At 62.8% G+C, this 19,918-nt stretch carries 14 protein-coding genes and 1 tRNA gene; 14 read left to right on the top strand and 1 reads right to left on the bottom strand.

Annotated features, from left to right (window positions below; all coding sequences use genetic code 11):
* Nucleotides 1-234: 234 nt before the first annotated feature.
* The 4 genes from ispB (at nt 235) to ACG02S_RS16500 (ending at nt 4,028) form a co-directional block, all read left to right on the top strand.
* On the top strand, nt 235-1,164 hold the full coding sequence (gene ispB, locus ACG02S_RS16515; protein ID WP_394471574.1) for an octaprenyl diphosphate synthase: 930 nt from the start codon (nt 235-237) through the stop codon (nt 1,162-1,164).
* Between the two features lie 30 nt (nt 1,165-1,194).
* Nucleotides 1,195-1,271: transfer RNA gene (locus ACG02S_RS16510), tRNA-Pro, on the top strand.
* 174 nt (nt 1,272-1,445) lie between these two features.
* Nucleotides 1,446-3,032, top strand: coding sequence for a site-specific integrase (locus ACG02S_RS16505; protein WP_394471573.1), 1,587 nt, complete (start codon nt 1,446-1,448; stop codon nt 3,030-3,032).
* A 522-nt stretch (nt 3,033-3,554) separates the two neighbouring features.
* Entirely contained in the window at nt 3,555-4,028 is a 474-nt protein-coding gene (locus ACG02S_RS16500) for an HNH endonuclease (RefSeq protein ID WP_394471572.1), read from the top strand.
* A 105-nt stretch (nt 4,029-4,133) separates the two neighbouring features.
* Here ACG02S_RS16500 and ACG02S_RS16495 read toward each other — a convergent pair whose 3' ends face one another.
* On the bottom strand, nt 4,134-4,586 hold the full coding sequence (locus ACG02S_RS16495) for a hypothetical protein (RefSeq protein WP_394471571.1): 453 nt from the start codon (nt 4,584-4,586) through the stop codon (nt 4,134-4,136).
* Nucleotides 4,587-4,880: 294 nt separating this feature from the next.
* Between ACG02S_RS16495 and ACG02S_RS16490 the strand changes: the two genes are divergently transcribed.
* The 10 genes from ACG02S_RS16490 (at nt 4,881) to ACG02S_RS16445 (ending at nt 19,727) form a co-directional block, all read left to right on the top strand.
* Nucleotides 4,881-5,147, top strand: a complete 267-nt coding sequence (locus ACG02S_RS16490; protein ID WP_394471570.1) for a helix-turn-helix transcriptional regulator — start codon at nt 4,881-4,883, stop codon at nt 5,145-5,147.
* 248 nt (nt 5,148-5,395) lie between these two features.
* Complete coding sequence (locus ACG02S_RS16485; protein WP_394471569.1) at nt 5,396-9,247, top strand: DEAD/DEAH box helicase; 3,852 nt, start codon at nt 5,396-5,398, stop codon at nt 9,245-9,247.
* Nucleotides 9,247-11,685, top strand: a complete 2,439-nt coding sequence (locus ACG02S_RS16480; RefSeq protein WP_394471568.1) for a PIN domain-containing protein — start codon at nt 9,247-9,249, stop codon at nt 11,683-11,685. Before ACG02S_RS16485 ends, ACG02S_RS16480 begins: the two co-directional genes overlap by 1 nt.
* On the top strand, nt 11,682-12,746 hold the full coding sequence (locus ACG02S_RS16475; protein ID WP_394471567.1) for a coiled-coil domain-containing protein: 1,065 nt from the start codon (nt 11,682-11,684) through the stop codon (nt 12,744-12,746). Before ACG02S_RS16480 ends, ACG02S_RS16475 begins: the two co-directional genes overlap by 4 nt.
* Nucleotides 12,739-14,631 carry an AAA family ATPase gene (locus tag ACG02S_RS16470; RefSeq protein ID WP_394471566.1) on the top strand — a complete coding sequence of 631 codons (1,893 nt, stop codon included), beginning with the start codon at nt 12,739-12,741 and terminating at the stop codon, nt 14,629-14,631. The genes ACG02S_RS16475 and ACG02S_RS16470 overlap by 8 nt, the downstream gene beginning before the upstream one ends.
* Nucleotides 14,628-15,236: a 4Fe-4S single cluster domain-containing protein gene (locus ACG02S_RS16465; RefSeq protein WP_394471565.1), complete on the top strand. Its 609-nt coding sequence runs from the start codon at nt 14,628-14,630 to the stop codon at nt 15,234-15,236. Before ACG02S_RS16470 ends, ACG02S_RS16465 begins: the two co-directional genes overlap by 4 nt.
* A gap of 377 nt (nt 15,237-15,613) precedes the next feature.
* Nucleotides 15,614-16,006 (top strand): hypothetical protein, encoded by a 393-nt coding sequence (locus ACG02S_RS16460; RefSeq protein WP_394471564.1) that lies wholly within the window; start codon nt 15,614-15,616, stop codon nt 16,004-16,006.
* 94 nt (nt 16,007-16,100) lie between these two features.
* Nucleotides 16,101-16,379: a helix-turn-helix domain-containing protein gene (locus tag ACG02S_RS16455; RefSeq protein ID WP_394471563.1), complete on the top strand. Its 279-nt coding sequence runs from the start codon at nt 16,101-16,103 to the stop codon at nt 16,377-16,379.
* A gap of 1,503 nt (nt 16,380-17,882) precedes the next feature.
* A complete protein-coding gene (locus ACG02S_RS16450) occupies nt 17,883-18,113 on the top strand; it encodes a hypothetical protein (RefSeq protein WP_394471562.1) in 231 nt (76 codons plus the stop codon).
* A 1,107-nt stretch (nt 18,114-19,220) separates the two neighbouring features.
* On the top strand, nt 19,221-19,727 hold the full coding sequence (locus ACG02S_RS16445) for a hypothetical protein (protein ID WP_394471561.1): 507 nt from the start codon (nt 19,221-19,223) through the stop codon (nt 19,725-19,727).
* The last annotated feature ends 191 nt before the right edge of the window (nt 19,728-19,918 follow it).

The raw sequence follows: 19,918 nt of genomic DNA, 5'->3' as shown, positions 1-19,918 counted from the left end.
ACGCACGAGATGCAAAGAGCCCGCGAGTATACCCTGAGACCTGCGATCAGGCAACCGCTCGTCACCCGCCACATGAGCCAGCGCCTGCGAGATAAGACTTCGCCCAGTAAGGAAGCCGCCGGCATGCCGTTTCTATAATCAGCGGATTACTTGCTGGAGAACCCCAGAGTGCGTGTCGAGTCAGCCTCGCCCCCGTCCCAAGTTGCCGAGGCCCTGTCCCTGCTGGCCGCCGAAATGGCCCAGGTCGATGACGTCATCGCCAAAAGGCTGTCCTCCGATGTCGCGCTGATCGATCAGATCGCGCACTACATCGTGCACGCGGGCGGCAAGCGCATGCGCCCCAAGCTCGTGCTGCTGTTTGCGAACGCACTCGGCTACGACGAGGCGCATCGCTTCGAACTCGCCGCTGTTGTGGAGTTCATCCACACCGCCACGCTGTTGCACGACGATGTCGTCGACGAGTCATCCCTGCGCCGCGGCAAGCCCACGGCCAACGCGCTGTTCGGCAACGCGGCCAGCGTGCTGGTCGGCGACTTCCTGTACTCGCGCGCCTTCCAGATGATGGTGTCGGTGAACCGCATGCGCGTGCTGGACGTTCTGGCGGAAGCGACCAACGTCATCGCCGAAGGCGAAGTCCTGCAGTTGATGAACATGCACGACCCCGACATCACCGTCGACAGCTACCTGCGCGTCATCCGCTTCAAGACGGCCAAGCTGTTTGAGGCCAGCGCGCGGCTCGGCGCGGTGCTGGCGGACGCGTCGCCCGAGGTTGAAGAGGCCTGTGCCGCGTACGGCCGGGCGCTGGGCACCTCCTTCCAGCTCATCGACGACGTGCTGGACTATGAGGGCGACACGCACGAACTCGGCAAGAACATCGGCGACGACCTTCGCGAGGGCAAGACGACGCTCCCGCTGCTGATCGCGATGGAGCGCGCCAGCCCCGAACAGCGGGCATTGCTGCGCCACGCCATCGAAGAAGGGGAACTTGAACGGCTCCAGGAGATCGTCGCCATCGTGCGCTCGACGGGCGCCTTGGAGTCGACCCGCGAAGCCGCCCGCGAAGAAGCGCGTCATGCAGCCGAATCGCTGAAGCTGCTGCCTCGCAACAAGTGGACAGAATCTCTGCTAGAATTCGCGATTCAGTCAGTTGAGCGCCACTCCTGAAGTTACGGAATTGGCGGCAACACAAGACTTCGGGGTGTAGCTTAGCCTGGTAGAGCGCTACGTTCGGGACGTAGAGGCCGGAGGTTCGAATCCTCTCACCCCGACCAGATTTTCCCTTGTGAATCAAGGACTTCTCCGAATCAGGAGGCAGTCCAAGATGCAGCAAGAAGGGGATCGGTGGTAAATCGGTGGTACGACACGTACCACGGACGCGAAAAAGTTCGCGTCATGCCACCTGTACTTTCCTATACCGAGTTCCTAAATCAACTGGAGCTCGCCGTATGGCAAGTATCGAAAACAAGTCCCGCACCCAGGTCACGGTCAAGAACCGCAGCGACCTCACCAAGCATTTCCCCTACAACAAGTCGCAAGCCGCCTACGACTACGTCCAGCAGTTGAAGGCCGACGGACTCAAGCCCAGCGTGACTGTGCTCGACGAGGCCTACCTCGTTCGATTCAAGGTAAACGGCAAACGCCGTAGCTTCGCCTGTTCATCCGAGAAGGAAGCACTCGCGACCAAGAAGCGCATCGAGTCCGAACAGGAGTACGGGCTCTTCATCGACCACACCAAAGGTCATCAGACATCGTTCGCCGATGTCTTGGTGCGCTATCTGCATGAGGAAGCCCCGAAGAACAAGGGCTATCTCATCAGCGCCTACACCATCAATTCCTGGCTGCGTGACGCAGGACTGCCGACCTACGACATCGCAGCGGTGTACGCCGCGCACCCAGGACGTGCCGACCCCAAACGGGAATTTCCCAAGCCAAACGGGAAGCGCATGTCGGCGCGGTCCGAAAAGATCGACTTCATCTGCAAGGCATTCGCCACGTTGGAGCCCGAAGACTTTCGGGATTTCATCAACGAGCGACTCATGGAAGTCAGCCCGGCCACGGCGGATCGGGAGTTCGACCTCCTGCGCGTCGTGTGCAACTTCGGCATTGACTTCTGCCGTATCCCGGTAGCCATCCACCCCATGAAAGGGGTCAAGTCACCCAAATATTGGAACGAGCGGAACCGTCGCTTGCGGGGTGACGAGGAACAACGCCTCATGGCCGCCGCCGAGGATGAAGACCGCAAGGCCTCCATCGCCTTCCGCGTCGAGGAACTCCTGGCTTCCAAGTACACGCAAGCGACCGAGACGAAGTACCAACGCCTTCAGTTGCTCAAGGTCGTTCAGGCAGATGCAGAAGCCAGCTACGTCCATGTGCCACTCTTTGCGACATTCATTCAATTCCAACTGATGACGGGCGCCCGAAAGAGCGAGGCCCTGAAGGCAACGTGGGACCGTGCCGACCTTGAAGGCATGCGCATCTTCCTGCCCGAGACGAAGAATGGGCGGCCTCGCAACCTCATCGTCCGCACGGCCCTCATCCACCTCCTCGGACAACTCCCGCGCACGGACGAACGCATCTTCCCCATCAGCGAAGCGCGACTGCGCAAGGTCTGGACGCGCATTCGCGTTGCCGCCAGGATTCCAGTGGAAGGCGACGACGCGCTCTACATCCACGACCTGCGGCATGAGGCGATTTCTCGCGTGGCAGAGGCCGGCAGCAATACGCCCGGCGGATTTACGCTCACAGACCTACAGATGTTCAGCGGCCATCGCGACCTTCGCATGCTGCTGCGCTACACCAACCTGCTCCCCAAAGGTCTGGCCCAGCGACTGGACGCAGCGTTCGCCGGTGACGAGTCCCATACGACCCACAAGGGGCGGAGGCGGCTGACCAGCAAGGCGGAAGTCAAGCTTGAGTTGGTTGTGAACACGCCGCTTGGCGACTCCGATGCACCCGCGGTGCAGCCCGCTTCGGAGTCCGATGGCGACGTCGGTTCGACCGATGCAAATTCCCATCTCGAAGAGGCGGCCTGACACCCAAGCGTTGACCGCCGGCTGTTGCGAGGCAGTTGGCGGCATGTCTTGCCGCACCCCTCCACGCCGTGGAGATCGAATTCAACCAGGCGCGTCGTTCTCTTTGGCCCAAGCGGCCGTCATCAAAACGACGCGTTCCTTTAGCGAGGAAATATGCCTTCTTTCAATCCTGCATCGCCCGCAGCCGAGCAACGCGAAGCCTGCTTCTTCGGCCTCCACCCTGAGCTCTGCTTCGCACCGACCTGGCTACCTCGAACCAAGAGCGGCTACTCAACGCTGACGGCCCGAGACTTCCAAGGCACTGTATCCGCACACCGACTAGCGGTCATGCTCCTAGTCGGACCTCTCAAATACGGCGACATGGCGCTTCACCGATGCGGCCATGCGAGTTGCTACAACCCCTACCACCTGTATGTAGGCGGAGACGCGGAGAACCGGAGGGACAAGGTCCTGCATCAACAAGCCGACTGTCTATGGGGTCCACTCGAATTGACTTATCGACGCGGTGAAGAGGCGGTGTTCATGCCGCAACCTCTGGTGCTCAGCGCTGAGGACAGCCATTTGCCTGCGAGCTTTGGAGGGTTCAAGCCGGGCGAATGCGTGCATTGCGACTGGCTCCACTCCACGCACGATGGCTATCAGCAGGTGCATGAAACGAGCATGTCTGGCGAAGTGGTTGGCGCACACCGCAAGGTCTACGCGCTGTTCAACGGCCCGCTAGGCAAATACGACATCGTGAGCCATGCATGCGGTGACCGCACCTGCCTGAATCCGTATCACCTGTTCATTTCGGGCCGCCACCCATGTCCTCGGGATTTCGACTTCGCGCATGACAAGCGTTTCCGGCTCTCGTCGGAAGGCCTGGCACGGATTGCCGACCTTTCCAAGAGCGTCTCGGAACTCGCCCTCGAACTGGGTGTGCACCCGAATACCGTTGCCAGCCGACGGGCGGACCTCCGACACGCGCTCCGGTGTTCGGCACTAGCGCTGCCCTGATGCTGGACTCTGCGTCCAGGTTCAACGCACGCATGGCCTGGCAACGCCGGGCCGGTACGCGCCTTTAAAGCCAGCCCTAGAGGCGCGCGACACATGCTCCAGCTTTCAGTGACGCATCGCCCGGCCACACTTCACGGCTTGGACCAAGGCCCACCGCGACATGCGCTCCAGGCATTGGCGGTGGAAGGTCATCTCCGCTGCATGCTCAAGGCCATCTGCAATCGCCTTGGCACTTCGCAGCAAGAACTGGCGCGTCCAGTCGGCAAGGCCTGGGCAGCCGAAGCCAATTTCATGGCCGTCGGAGTTTGGAAACGTGCCTTCGACTGTCCGGAAATTCAAGTCCGTCCAGACCCAGGAACCTACGCTCGGGTCATCGTCCATCTCCTCGTCCATCGCTCGACCCGGAGGTGGAACATACGTAATGGACAGACTACTCCGATCACCCGTGTCCAGCCACAGACGCGCGCCAGCGAGGTAGATGCACTCGAGTTCGAACGAGTCGAGTTGATTGATGAGCTGGGTGACCTGCTTCTTGAGTTTTGATGTTGATTGCGTCATGGGGTGGTTGCTGGGCCGATGCAGATGGCCTGGGTCAAGCGGCAATGGACTCGGGAGAATGCTGAAGTGCTTTGCAGCGCTACCTCGGTAGACGGCTTGACCCGGCGAGCCGGCGATTTGAAGTTGGACATTCAACGTATAGGGCGCCGAGGCCCTCATGTCCGACGGTTGCATCTACTTTTTGATGTCACTGAAGTCCAGCCAAAACACAGCCGATTGCCCCTACAGCTTTTAATATGTATTCTGGCGATACAAATCAAATGCTGTAAGTCAAATTTGCTGCCCACAGCCTGTATGAGCTCGCAATTCACGGTCCGCACCGCTGACCACCTACCAACCCTCCTTCAGGCCTTCCGCAAGGAGGCGCGGCTGACCCAAAGCGAGGTCGCTTTGCGTCTGGGTGTGACGCAGCAAACGTACTCGGCGCTGGAGCGCAACGCAGGCACAGTCGGAGCCGCCCGGCTTCTCAAGCTGCTGCACATCCTTGGCGTTGAACTGATCCTTTGTAAACCAGGCAGCATTCAAGCGCCACCGGCAGACTCCGACCAGGCCAGTTGGTGACGCAGCGGTCGCATGGGATCAGGAGAGGCGCGCCTGTCGCACACATGAATCCTGCGACCGAACGCAGTCCAGTACGTGCCGTCCTGTCAGGCGACTTTCCAGAATTCGTCGTAGACACGCATGTGCAAATTCCGCATCTTTCGTTGAGAGGACCCTCTGGGCACGAGTTAATGTTTTGGCGCGCGCCTTCGCCTTGGTATCGTTGGGGGAAATGAATCGGAATCCCGACGGGAGGCGGGGCAGAGTTCATGGCAAATCTGTACGTAGATGTCGACGAAAGATCGACAGAGCGGCTGCGCGGAACGGTGCGCCGCTTGCATAGGACGGGCCGATATTTCCAGGATTTGCGCGAAGACGACGACCCGGTTCAGTACCTGCTCGATGTCTTGTTTCCAGATGGAGCGCCGCGACCCTGGCACGTAGCCAACGTCAGCCTCGACAACTTGCAGGAGCGCACGACGCTGGCGCTGCGGCCAGTGATTCTCGCGCCCGAGGCCTGGCCTTTTCCTCGCGGCTTCTCGCTAGGAGTGAGCGGCTCATGGCCACGCACTGCGCCTCAGCCCGTCCTACGCATCCGCGATGTGTTCGAGATCGCCGACGCGCCGACCCGCGCCTTCGAGGCGCAGGCCCAAGCCTTCGTCTATCAGGCCGAGCGCGTGCCGCGCGGTGTACCGTTTGCAGACAACCTGCTCAACTCCCAACTGGCAGCCTCGCTGCCCCTAATCTCCCGCGAAACCCAGCAGCGACTCCAAGACTGGACCGACTTCATTGAGTGGAAACGTAATCTGGTCCGGGCTTGCGCCCGCGGACTGAGATACGTTGACCGCGGCTGGAGCGAGGACGGCAACAACTTGGTGTTCCGCCTGCAGGTAAGTGACGAGGCCGCCCTGGTTGATGCGCTGAAGTCGTTGCGCAACGAGACGCTTCAGGCCTTCCCGCTGGAAGCTTCAGCCGACCCTTGGACATTTACTCCAGCTGAAGAGACTGAGCAACGGGGTCGACGCGGCCGCATGTCCGCACAAGGCACCCCATTGGGCCGAGCAGCGTCGCGCGATCCCCGCCGAACTGGCCGCGCACAACCGCGCGGCGATGAGAATCCTGGCGGCCTGAGTGCCGAATGGGAGATAGCGCCTGCGGACGACGACGTCGACCTGATTGCCGGAGGCCCGGAAGCACAGGCCGCGGTTCTGGCCCGCATCCCGGAGCAGGGCTTCCTCTCAATTTCGCTGGCTGGCGACCTTTCGCTGCTTCGCCGTCACGAACAGGCCGTGGGACGGCTGCGCGACCAGGGAGGGTATTCGCCTTATCTGTCGGCCTACCTGTTTGACGTCAAGCAGGCGCGCTGTCCACAGAGCGCAGGGCAAGAACCGGCTTGGTTATCGCCCGATCTCAACCCGCCTCAGCGCGAGGCCGTACGCAAGATGCTGGACGCCCCCGACCTCTGCCTCCTGCAGGGTCCGCCGGGGACGGGCAAGACGACCGTGATTGCCGAAGCCATTGCGCAGATGGTGCGGCGCGGCGAGTCGGTGTTGCTGGCGTCCCAAGCCCATACCGCCGTTGACAACGCGCTAGCGCGACTGGCCGACAACACGGCAGTGCGGGCTATTCGCCTGGGTCCGCCCAACAAAGTGACGGACGATGGCAAGGCGTTCATCGGTGCAGCATCGCTTGGACGGTACTACGCGGCACTGGCCAGCCATGCCGAGCGCGAGCATTTGTTACCTTGGCAGCGTCAGGACGAGGCGCTTCAGGCGCTCACGTCGTGGTGCCAGCGCGCCGAGTTCGTGCTGGCAGACGCGCAGGCGGCGCTGGACCGCCAGATGTCGCATGCCCGGAACGAAGAGTCGCTTCGCGCCACCCTGTCCACGGCATGGGAAGACCTGCAGGCGACGCTGCGCGCACGCGAGACAGTCACCGCTCAGCATTTGGCAGCGACGGCGCTAAGCCGTCTGGCAGAGGACCCGTCCGCGGTAGGGACACTAGCCGCGCTGCCACCTGGGCTGCTGGCTGAGGCCGATGCCGCGGCACTCGCCGTGCTGGACTTGGCATCCCAAGGCGTGCCGCTGAAGGCCACGGCTGCGGACTGGCGCGACCTCGACCACCAGCGGCCCCAAGTGCTGGCATTGCTGTCGCGCGACGCGACGCGAGCACGCAAGGCGTGGGACAAGCTGCGCAGTGACGCGTTACGCATCAAGGCACAACCGGCCGCGGCACAGGACCCTGCTACGCGACTGCGCATCGACGAACTCTCGGCGCAGGTCAATGAACTCATGAATGCTGCGGCGCGCGAGGATGCCGGGCCGCAGGTCATACAGGACTGGCAACGCAAGAACAAGGAACTGCAGCAATTGCGCCGACAAGGTACGGCTGCACTGGATGTCGGCGCATGCCACGATCTGTTCGTCGAGCCGCACCCTTGGCTCGTCGTCGGCAGCGATGCCGAGGCCTGGGCCGCACGACTTCAAAGCCGGCTGGACATCATCGAGTCGCCGCTGCGTTGTGCGGAATTGGCGCTGCAAAGCCTGATTCAGCAAGCCAACCGACTAGCGCAAGCGCCAGTGGACACCGCGGTAGACGAAAGACCTTGGCAAGAGGCTCAGGCGGCACTGCAGCGCCATCACGCCGTGGCTTCCGAACTGCAGCAGGAAGCCGAATCATTTGACACCCGCGCGACTCAATTGCTTGCGGAACACCCACAGCCCGGTGCGCTCCAGTCCTGTGGCGGCCAGGCGCAGGAAGGCCTGCGCAGCGCACTAGCCACCAGCATGCAGGCGCAGGATGTGCTGAGGCGCCAGGCCGACCTGCAGCACGCGCGGCGCCACGCTTGGCAGCCGCTGCTGCAGGAATGGGTGCGCGACCTGCGGGATGCGAAGTCAGCAGCGGCAGACTGGGAGCTACTGGAGCAAGACTGGCCCTCGCAATGCAATGTAGTGGCCATCACCTGCACTGAGAACCCACGCACGCTCGACGACCAGGGACACAGCGGATTCGACGTAGCAATCGTGGACGAGGTGAGCAAGGCCACGCCACTCGAGTTGCTACTGCCGCTGATGCGCGCGAGGCGCGCGGTGCTGGTGGGCGACCACCGCCAATTGCCGCCCCTGTTCCAAGAGAGCATGGACGCCGTAACGTTCGCCGACGCCGCCGAAGAGGCCTCGGAAGGCGGTGGCAACCAGGCCACCGAGTTGACCGAAGCGAACCTTAAGCGCTATGAGCGTATGGTCACCGCCTCCCTGTTCAAAGAGCACTTTGAGCTGGCGTCCGACGACATCCGTGGCAGGCTCAATGTCCAGTTCCGCATGCATCCGCAGATCATGCAACTGGTCAACCACTTCTACGAAGGCACGCTCACCTGCGGCCTGACCGACCCGGACAAAGCGCGCAGCCATGGCCTCACCCTTCCCGACGCTTCTGGCCGCGAGTTGCTGGGCCCCGACGATCACGTGCTGTGGATCGACACTTCCCGCGACCTGCTCGGGCAGCTATGCACGGAAGACCTCGACTCGCAAGGCCGGCCGCTGCGCACCAACGAGCTCGAGGTGAAGTTGATCGTTGAGCTTCTGCAGCGGCTGGACACTCAGGCGCTGGCTACTCGCGGCCCTACTGCCAAGCGGCTCACTGTTGGCGTAGTTTCCTTCTACGCCGGCCAGCTGCGACGCCTGCGCCAGGCCATCCGAGCAGCCCAGCCGCCTGGGGGCTGGCGTGCGCTGGATGTAGACAGCAACACTGTCATCCGATACCAAGGCAAGGAAAAGGACGTTGTATTGGTGAGCTTGGTTCGCAACGACGGAGGCGCTCGTCGCTACCGCTCATCGCGCTCCAACGTGGCCCGCTACGAGTTCATTAACGTGGCGATGTCGCGCGCGCGCAGCCTGCTCATGGTGCTCGGCGCACGCTCCATGTTCGAAGGATTCGAGGTGCCGCTGCCACGCATGGATGGCCCCGGCATCGTGAGCCGTCCCGTCTACCGCGACATGCTCAAACAGTTGGAGAGAGACGGCCGCCTGGTCGAGGCGCGCCAGGTATTGGCACCGCCGCGCCCGGCTCCGCGATCACCTCGCCCACAAATGCATGGCGATAAGACAAAGGGAGGTCGGTAATGCTGTTGGCCAGTTTCAATGCAGGTGTACCGGTGTTCGCGGTGCATTCAGATGTCGAGCACGTCACGCCACGCGTGCCCACGGCATTCGAGAAGATGGTGCTGCGTTTGGTCGAAGCTGCACAGAGCCAGAGCGCTCTGGGCGCGACCAGCATGCGCGCAGCCTTCGAAGACATGCTGGGCATGGCCGATGCGCCACGACTACTCGCACCGTGTATTGGCGAACTGTGCGGGCTACAAGTGTTGGTCGCACCAGATGCCGAGGATCCGATAGAGGCACCGCTTTCGACGTGGCAGCTCACTGCTCAAGGCCGTGACTTCTGGCGCCGCGGTTTACTGCCGCGCCGTGCCAACCATGAGACGGTCATGCTCGGCTACGACCTAGTCAGCGGTGAGCTCAGTCCCTGGCGCGAGGGGCAAACTGGCGAGCAAGCCCCCCAGGCAAGCCTGGACTATTCGGTACCTAACCTCGATTTCGCCCCGCTGGTGACGGCGGCCCTGCATGCCAAGCGCCCCCCCTGGCTCAAGCCCAATACCGAAATCGTCAGCGTGCAGGCGGGCGTGGTTGATACGCGCTGGCGCCTCGTGGCGCTGCAATTGGATATGGCAGCCGACGGCACACTCACACTGCGAGCCGTCAACGATGACGCTTTCAACGCGTGGCTGCGCAGTGCACAACCCGAAATCGTGTGGGAGCGGCTCGTAGCCCCGGCTTTGGGCGTCACGCGTGCGCAGCCTATAGGCGGTGCCCCGGTGCTGAGCCTCACCGACGTGGTTGCAGCGTCCACCATCGCGCCACTTTCGAACACCGAGCGGAAAGTGCCGGCACGCAAGGGCTGGTCGCTGGTTGTTCTATCGGGCGAAGAGCCGACGGAAGACGTGCCAGCGCAAGCGGCGGATATCGTGCACTTGCGCCCTGCCCCGCGTCGGTTCAGCTTGTGGCCACACAAGCTCCAGGAACCCAAAGTGGCCGAGGGCAGTATTGCGGTGCAACTAGACACTCCCGCAGAGCTACCCGTAGGCCTGCGCCGCATCGAGCTACGCGCTCCCGAGGGCGCCCCACAGGCCTGGTCCGAGGGTGTCGCAATGGTGTACTGGGGCGGCCAGGGCCGGCCGGTGCAGATGCGCGCGGAACTGACCGTTGAGCGCGCGCAGGCAGCGTGGGACTTGGTGCGCGCCGCGCTGCGGGAGTGGTTGGCGAGCCAGTCCCAGCTTGCCGTCGTTCCCATGGCACTGTGGGTCGCATCCCCTGAAGCCGCTGTGGCGCAATGGCTGCGCCATGCCGGAACTCTTGGGAGTGACGCTTGGCTTGGCGGGCTGGCCGACTTTCTGACGCGCCTGAAACACAGACTGGATGTTTCGTCAGAACAGCTTGGCCGGGCCCCCTGGGCAACGACCTTGCGGGAAGCGTGCGCAGGAGTGATCGACCGTGCGGGCAGCCAACTTAGCATGCCCGAAGGCATCGAACTGCTTGAGGCGCTGCGAAGGCTGCCACTGCGGCAGCCGGCCTTGGCGCGCATGGTGCTTGATCGCATCTCCTCTCAAAATCACGACGCCGACTTGCAACGGCTACGCCAGGCGCTAGGTGACGAGGCAATCGTCCTACCCGCAAGCCTGCTGGGCGAGCAGGTGCGCAAGACGCTTTTGCGTGCAACGCTAGGCGGCGACAAGGCCCCGACGTGGGGACCTCACGAGTTGCAGGCATCGCTACAGGCCTTTGCGGAATCCTACGGACAGGCTCGACGCCGGATACCGCCGGTGCTACTCGACCAGCCTGCTCAATCGTCAGCAGCGTGGCATGAGGCAATGCGCGTGCAGCCGGCTCGCACGTTGTCAGCCATTGTCGAGTTACAGCGTGCCATGGCCGACGTGCTTGCGGTCCTGCAACTTCCTAAGGAGGCTCTGGACAAGCCAGCCGGCCGACTGCAGGAGCTGCGCTTGGCGATGAACGCCCGGCTGGCGCCGCCGCTGATGCCGGGCCAGCGGGCTGTAGTCATCGACACCAACGTGTTGCTCGACATGCCGGAGATTTTCGAGTGCATACCGGCACAGGACGTTCCCATCGTCTCGCGCGCGGTGATCCAGGAGTTGGACGGACTTAAGCAACCCCGCCCGGCTGAAGACCCGGAAAAGCAGGCCCTCGCGCAGCGCGCAAGGGCTGCTAGCCGTGCACTTCAAGACCTTGATCGCATCGTTTTCGAAGGTCCACGTCGCGAGCAGTGTGCCGCCGACCTGCCGCCCACGCGCGACAACGAAATTCTGGCCGCTGCCGCCTACTACGCGCTCAGCCCCGTGCTGCTGTTAAGCACCGACCGCAACCTGCGCCACACGGCCAAGGGCGTTGGCGTGTCGGCGCAGACGCCGCAGGACTATCTAAAAAGCCTAAACAAGCCCCACGCGCCGTTGCAACCGGCGCGAGACCGGAGCACCGTGCGATGAGTAAGAAAGAAGACATGCGCTACGAACTCGAGCGCCAACGGCGCCAAGAGTTGTTCGAGGCGCGGGTACGTGAGACAGCGCAACGTTTTCTGCAGCGCCATGAGGCACTGCTCGACGACCTGCGCACTCAGGGCATTGACGCCGGCGTGGCGACCGAAGTGCGTCAGGCGCGACAAGACCTGGAGCGCGCGCACGCCTTGCTGCGCAGCGACCCGGCGGCGGCGCGCACGCTGAGTATGGAGATCGGCAGCCGACTGCACGGCCTACCGGCACAGGCACGCGCCACATTCCGCGCTGCTCGGGAAGCAGAACTGCAGGCGCACGCACATGCCGAGCAGGTAGCGCTGCAAGGCCTGGAAGCCGCCTGGCGAGACCGGCTTTCCGCCTGGGAAGACCCGCTAGCACGCGAGTTGGCTGCACCGGCTTTGGCACGGCTACGCCGGGAACTATTGCAGCGTGGGCAGACGGCCACGCTCTCCGATCTGGACGCCGGACTGTCACAGGTGCAAGCCGAAGCGAAGGCCGGTGCCGATGCCGTCAGAGCGCAAGCTGCTCGTGAGGCCGAGGCACATGCTGCACAGGCGCTGAGGGCCGAGTTGCAGGCCGTAGGTGCTGCGCCCGTAGATGTTTCAGCGTCGCCACAAGCGTTGTCGCAAGCGTTGGCCCAGGCAGTGGAACGAGAAGACGACGCAGCGGTAGGCGAAGCGGTGCGTCGCGAGGTGGTGCGCGCGGTGAATCAGGCCCTGCTAGACGCGGGATTCGTGGTGGAGAAGCCGCGCCGCGTGCACGAGGCTGACATGGACGAAGTAGTGCTGCGTGCAGCGCGCCCGTCTGGTGCCGAAGCCGTCTTCCGTGTCGACCTGTCGGGCGCAATGCACTATGAATTTGACCGCTACGAGGGCACGAGTTGCCGCAAAGACATTGACCAGGTGCTGCCGTCGCTTGAGTCTGTCTACGGCATTCGCCTGTCGGAGCGGCGCGTAATTTGGGAGAACCCCGACGACCTGCAACAGGATGCACGCCCGCGTCCTGATACCGAGAGGAGCAACACTCGTGGCTGACGAACTGGACGACTGGCTGGGTGCCTTCCGGCGCGAGTGCGGCTTGCGGCGCGTGGTGATTCTGCATGGGCAGATGCAGGATTTGGTGGCTGACACAACGCAAGCCGGTCGATGGATCACGGCGCGCGACGCGGCACTACAGGCGCTATCTGCGCTGGGCTACTCCCAGGTCGTGTCCTGGGACCGCGTGCATGGCGTTTCGGGCGTCGACGAACGGACATGGCGGGCACTCCAGGCCGGAGCCGTTCATGCGCGTGCGGCAGCGCCGCCACAGTCCACCGCAGGTGAGGAATACGACCTGGGCGAGCCCGCGATTCCTCCACGCGGAGCGCCAACTGCGGTACCGCGCGGCGCTGCAGGCAACTCGCCGGGCGTGTCACCGCAGGATTTTCTGGCCACGGTCGCGCACCACCTGCGCTCAGGCGAAAACGGCGCGCCGGTAGCCTTCGTCATTGACTGGTCACACTACCTGTTCGGCAGTGCAAACAACCTCAGTGAGGCCGAGCGCGGCTGGTTGCTACAGATCGGGCAAGCCACGCGTGATGCACCGACCGATCTACGACTCCAAGATCTTCGCCGTCCGCAGCCACTGCTCGTGATGGTGGTCGACGGCGCGCTAGCACTGCCACCGCAGTTGCACCTGAACAACCCACTGTTCAAGGGCGTGGCCGTTCCACTACCCACCCGTCGGGAGCGCGAGCGAACGCTGCTGACACTGGCTCATGTCTTCGATGTGGCCCCGGCGCTGCAGGCGAACTCAACGGCTTTGGCCGACATGACCGATGCCCTCGACGGCCTAGCGATGCGCGACATCCTCAATCTGGCCCGGCTTTCGCGTCAGACCGGGCGCATGCGACCCGACGCCCTGGTGGCGCTTTACCGCTACGGCACACGTCGCTCGCCGTGGGAAGAACTGGACCGCGACAAGTTGGTCTCGGCGCGCGAGCGTCTGGCACTGCGTGTTAAGGGCCAGCCTCAGGCCATTGAAGCCGTTAACCAAGTGTTGGTACGCGCCTTCACCGGGCTGGCCGGCCTGCAGCACTCGGCACGCCAACGCACCCCAAAAGGCGTGTTGTTCTTCGTCGGCCCCACGGGTGTTGGCAAGACAGAACTTGCCAAGGCGCTGGCGCAGTTCATCTTCGGAGACGAGGAGGCCTGCCTGCGCTTCGACATGTCCGAGTTCAACCACGAGCATGCTGACCAGCGCCTAGTCGGTGCACCGCCGGGCTACGTCGGCTACGAAAGCGGCGGACAACTCACCAACGCAGTCAAGCAACGACCCTTTTCGCTGCTCCTGTTCGACGAGATCGAGAAGGCGCACCCTCGCATCCTGGACAAGTTCTTGCAAATTCTGGAGGACGGCCGGCTTACCGATGGCAAGGGTGAGACGATGTCGTTCTCCGAGACGATGATCGTCTTCACCTCCAACATCGGAGCCTCACAGGTAGACCCTGAAGCCGTCGACGTACGCGCCGCGTTCGTCGAACGGGTGCGCGAGCACTTCTGTCACAAGCTCGACCGACCCGAACTGCTCGGGCGCATCGGCGAGAGCAATATCGTTCCGTTCAACTTCATTCGCAGCGAGGACTTTCTCGTCGACATCGCGCGCACCAAGCTCACTCCACTGCGCCAGCGACTGCGCGAAAAGTGGGGCATCGAGGAACTACGCTTTCAGGACGAAGCACGTGCGCTGCGCGCAATCGTGCGCCAAGCCGACCCTACCGCCGGCGGCCGCGGGGTGCCCAATGCGATGATGACGCACCTGTTCGATCCGCTGTCGTCGTTCCTGTTCGACAACCTGGCGCATCCGGACGACGCGCGCGGAAGAGTCCTGCAAGTCATGCAGGCAGGCGACCGGGCCGCCTTTATCTTCGACCTTGCATGACGCAGGACGCGTGGCTCAACGTTGCGTCCTGGTTGCCATGCACTGAGGCAGAGGGACCTGGCCGTCGCGCGGCGCTGTGGGTCCAGGGTTGCGACAAGCGCTGCCCAGGTTGCTGCAACCCCGGGATGCTTCAGTTCACCGAACGGGAGTTGCTGCCCGCTGCTGAAATCGTCCGACGTCTATCCATTGCGCGGAGCACTTTCGATATCGAAGGGGTGACATTCCTCGGAGGGGAGCCCATGCTACAGGCGCGTGGTTTAGCCCAAGTAGCGCTTGCAGCCCGGGCAATGGGCCTTTCAGTGATGGTCTTTACAGGCTACACACTCGACGAGCTCGAAGCGGTGCAGCCAGTTGCGTGGCAGGACCTGCTGCAAGTTACAGACGTTTTGGTAGATGGTCCGTACTTGGCGCAGAACCCGGACAGGGAGAGGCGTTGGATTGGCTCAACGAATCAAGGCGTTCACTACCTCAGCAACCGATACGAGTCGTCCATCGAGCGGCTGCCCAAGGCAGGGCGCGATGTCGAAATGCGCTTTGGGCTAGATGGCGCGGTACGAATCAACGGATGGCCGGTGCGGATGATTAGGCCTCGCAAAGCGCTCTGATCCCACCAGACACCTGCTGCAAGGCAATGTCTCCGCAGCAGTACCGAGAGATCGCTCGTCGCTCAACGCGCGGCCGCTCCCTCACATCCAGGGAGCCTAAGGCATGTACTGACCAGGGCCGATGTGCGCAATGCACATAGGACCGCCCACATCCCCAAACATCGGCAGCCGCCTCGCTGGGCGGCCGCAACCACTCTACACGACCAGGCATAGCCGGGCCCTTCGGGCGCTAGGCCAGCCACCCTGGGGGCTACGCCCCCCTGAGCGCCTTGCACACCCCCAGGGGGTGGGTTCGCGGACGCGTGCTGCGAGCAGAACTGCACGCTGAGGCTGTATAGCGCCGAGCCGGCGGGTGCTCGCGCGGCTACCCTCGCGTGATGAAGTTCAAAGTTATCGAAGGCGGGCTAGCTACTGCCGAAGCGCCGCGCCCCTCGCCAGCAGGAATGCGCCCGGGCGCCATTGAAGAAGAGCGCCTGCGCCAGGCTATCCTGCGCCTGCCGGTGCCTGACACGGGGATCACAGTCGAAGCCGCGCTTGATGAAGTCTGCGCCCGGCTCGATAACGCCGAGCTCTCGAGCTCAGAGCGCCTAGAGTTCCTGTGCTGGCAGATGCAGCAAGAGCTGGGGCTACGCTTCCAGCTCGTGAACCCCGCGCTAGGTCTGGCGCGAGATGGCTTCCTGAGCCTGTTCAACCCAGCTGCGCTGCTGCACGCACACCCTGAGCTGGCGGGGCTGCATCCGAAGGCTCACCCCTTCCTGCACGTAGGCTAACCACCCCTTCAGCGTGGCTCCCAAGCCCATCCAGCGCTGCGTTTTCAGTGGTTTCAAAGGCTATGCCGGGCTCTAAAAAGTCAACGCTTCAAGTATGCTTGAACGCATGCGAGCAGCCCTCAAATATCAGCTTCGGCAAGCCATCCGAGCAAGCGGGCGGCGGGCCGGGGACATCGCTATTCAGGCTGGTATCTCCGGACAGCAGATGGCTGACTTGTTGCGCGGCCGAGGCGACTGTCCGATGTGGGTTTTCGAGGCCGTCTGCGACCGGCTCGGGCTCAACGCCGAGCTGCGCCAAGGGGTCGAACACGGGTACGCGCCCGGGCCGGTTCCATCAGTTGTAGACCTGGCCCTCGGGCGCCTGCAGCACTGATTTCCGCCCCACCCTCGATGTCCGACCAGGGCCGAGGCGCGCAACGCCCCAGGGGGCCCCGAACTCTGATCCACGCCTCGGCGGCCGCTCGCTGGCGGCCTTCCAGCGCTGCGCTAGACAGCAGGTTTCCACCCCTCCAGGGACACGGCCGGGCCGGGCTCGTGTAGCGCTTCGCCGAGCAAAGTTGCCCTGGGGCAACTCTTCGCGGACGCACTAGCTAGCGCAGAGTCGGGAGCTGTTTCGACCCCGGCGCGGGGTTGAAACGGCGGCTCGACGGCCAGCGATTCGAGCGCCTCACCAGCCCGCAGGCAAAGCGCCCCGCGAACGCGGATTAGCACCTCTCGAACGCGGCGCCGAGCCCTCGCGCTGAGCCTCCGCAGCGTGCCCCAGGCGGGCTTGCCGGGCTCGCGTGGCACCCCTCATGTAGCGCCAGATTGCGCTTCGCCTGCGGGCTGGGAGACGCCTCGCCAGCGGGTCTAAAAACGCTGCGCCCCAGGGGTCTGGCTATGCCGTTTCGGGGGTGGATAAGTGCAGGCGAGCGGGGTGTGGAAGGGGCTTGCGAAGGGGCTTGTGGTGAGATGGCGGGTGGCGGGCCTGGGTGGGGAGATTGCGGGTGGCAGGCCTTTGCAATCGGTAGGGTGGCTGAGCAGTCTGACGTTAGAGTAGAGTCATGCAGCGTCCCTGAGCCGTCTGACTTACGCGCGCACGAGGCGTCGAGGTGGCTGGCCAGGCGCTCATGGCCTGATCGCACGCTGAAAAACTCCCGGCTACGCGCAGCGACAGCACGCTGAAGAACTCCCGCCCATCTCGACTTGCCCCAGGGCAACTTCAGGGTGAAGCAGAAGACGAAGGCGGAGATGAAGCCAAAGGTGAAGGCGAAGACGTGACCGGCGGCGGAGTTGTCCCAGGACAACTTTTTGGCTTTTGCTACACGCTGCGGCGACTGCTCTGGCTTTTGCTACACGCGCAGCCGCTCGTTAGTACGCGTCAGGCGCTGCTCTAGCGCTTCCGCAAGTTCAGCTGCTTGCAGCATCAGCTCTTCGATGCGCCTGGTCGTCGACAACATCAGCGGCAACTGGCCTCGATCAGCCGGCGGAGACGACGCCGGCAGAGTTGCCCCGGGGCAAGTTCTGGCTTTTGCTACACGCTCGGCGGATGCTCTGGCTTTTGCTACACGACACGCTCAGGCGGCTGCCCTGGACACAAGTTAAGAGCGATATGCACCCCGAGTACAGCTTCGGCAGCATTAGCCACATGGTCACAGGCATGCGCACCGGCGCGCATCAAGATGTCGGCACTGCGTCATGAACTGCTCGCTGACGAAATGCGGGAAGGGCTGACATCGGCGAGGTCTTCGGCCCCGCGCACTGAAAGTGCAACCACATCAGCCAGAAGCCCGCCCCACTCGGCGGGCTTCTACTACCCGGGGTAGTCAGCCGCACTGGCTGGCGTGTAGCAAAAGCCAGAAGCTCCGGCGACACTGTGAGCAAGCAGGAGGAAGCCATGCACGCACCGGAGCTGCACGCAATAGAGCACACGCTGCGGCGCACGCAGACGATGATTGAGTTGCTGCGCGCGCGAGTTGCAGCGCACGACGAGCTTGCTGACCGCGGCGAGCTGTCGCTGCTGTCTTCGACTACGCGCCGGATCGAAGCGCTGATGCAGCAAGCAGCTGAGCTTGCAGAAGCGCTGGAACAGCGGCTGGCGCGCACGAACGAGAGGCTCGGCGTGTAGCAAAAGCCAAGCGCTGCGCGCTTGCGGGTGAGGCGCCTCGGACGCACGCATGTGAGAGTCAAGCCGCTGGATATGTGCGAGCCCAACCAAGGCGGCCGGTGGCCGCTTCAGGCAGACCAACCGCCGACAGCCCCCTCGAGGCAAGACAGGCCCACCAAGACCGCCAGCAAGGGCGCGAATACGGGCGCCACGCCATGAACGAGAGCCAGGCAAGGGCTGGGTAGCCAGACGATGTCCGAAGCGCTCAAATACTCGTTTAACACCTCAACGGCCCTCCGCGCAGCGGATCATGCGTCCCACCCAGCCGGCCAACGAGCCGGCGAGACGAGCGACAGCTCGTCCCTGGTTGGACATTGGCGGGAGTAGCTCAGTTGCAGGAGTCGCGGCACGCATCAGCTGCGGGCGGGAGTAGCTCATCAACCCCAAAGCCCGCCGCCGGCGAAGCAAGCAGCCTCGCGCGCACGGCAATCAACGCTTACATAGATCTTAGAGATGAGCATATCAATGCTTTGATCTATATCCTTACCTAATATATATCTATATAACGTCAGACAGCCCACCCACCCTACCGCCCCAGCAGCCAAAATCCCCATATTGAATCAAGGGCCTAGTGCACCCGCTGTGTCAGACAGCTCCCAGGGAGGCTGCCTCCAGCCCAGTTCGAAGCCCCTTCCGAAGCCACTTCATGCCTCTCGACCGTTGAATTGGGCCGCAGAGGCACCCACAGCCCCGACACCCTGAATGAGAGCAAAAATTCTTCTTTCATAATTGACGTTATGAAAGAAGAACGCCCCAAAGCGAACGGCGAGCACTTTCTCTCAAATTGCAAGTTACATTTAATTCAGATCGACGACAATTTCGTGAACAATTCACGCAGCATCGTTCGCGGATACGGCAACACGGGCCTATACTGACTAGGCAAAATCGCAACGACATTGCGACTGCGCAAGGCGTTCTGAACAAATGCGCTTTGCGCATTTTGGATGCTGCGGATCCATTGGTGCCCAGCCTTTAACTTCGTCGCAGCCCGTCGCGCATCGAAATCCATTGATCCCGTCCCTCGCCCTTTCGCGGACCGAGGCTCTTGGCTCATCAATGTTTCTTCGAATGCCTGTCGTCACTCCCAGCCCCATCCCCTCGTCGCGAAACCGCTTTGCGGAACCTCCGACTCTCATTTCCGCCTTTGCCGAGCCCCTTTCGGACCAGCGTATTTCAGCGTCAATCGCTAACGCCCTGACGGAGCTCCAAACGAAGGAATTTTCCGTGCTGTGTATGAAGGGTGGCACCCTCGGTTTCCACTTTGAAACCAGAAAAGCAACGCTACAACCAATCGAATCGGCCGAAACCCACCCGAATATCGAAGTTGTTGCCGCCCCATCTCCATTGGGACCCGCTATCTTGAGCATCTCAATGCCGCTGCCGCCCTTCCCTCACGCTGGAGCACTGGCACTGGAACGGCAGGGACTTTCAGCCAAGGGCTGGAATTCACTCTTTAAATGGATGCGGCAGAAGTATTTGGAAAGCATCCCTCTCTGGGTTTTCCACTTGCGCGAGATAGAGGAAGGCGCATTGAAGGAGCTGAATGCGCGTGCGCGTTCACCGAAGTCGGCTTGAAGTGCCGCCTAATGAATACGCACCACCAAGGCTCCCCGCGCTATATCGAACTGCCGTTCGACATTGTTGGCGGCGGTCAGGATCCGCTGTTATTCGGCGGTGAGGACGCGGTTTTGCAGCTGAGCCAGTAGCGGGAACGAACAGCGGCAAGCTCCCTGCGGATCCCGACGCAGAGGCGACGGCATCAACCG

This window comes from Pelomonas dachongensis (assembly GCF_043555865.1).
Taxonomy (GTDB): domain Bacteria; phylum Pseudomonadota; class Gammaproteobacteria; order Burkholderiales; family Burkholderiaceae_C; genus Pelomonas; species Pelomonas dachongensis.
This window is presented reverse-complemented; position numbering and strand designations above follow the sequence as displayed.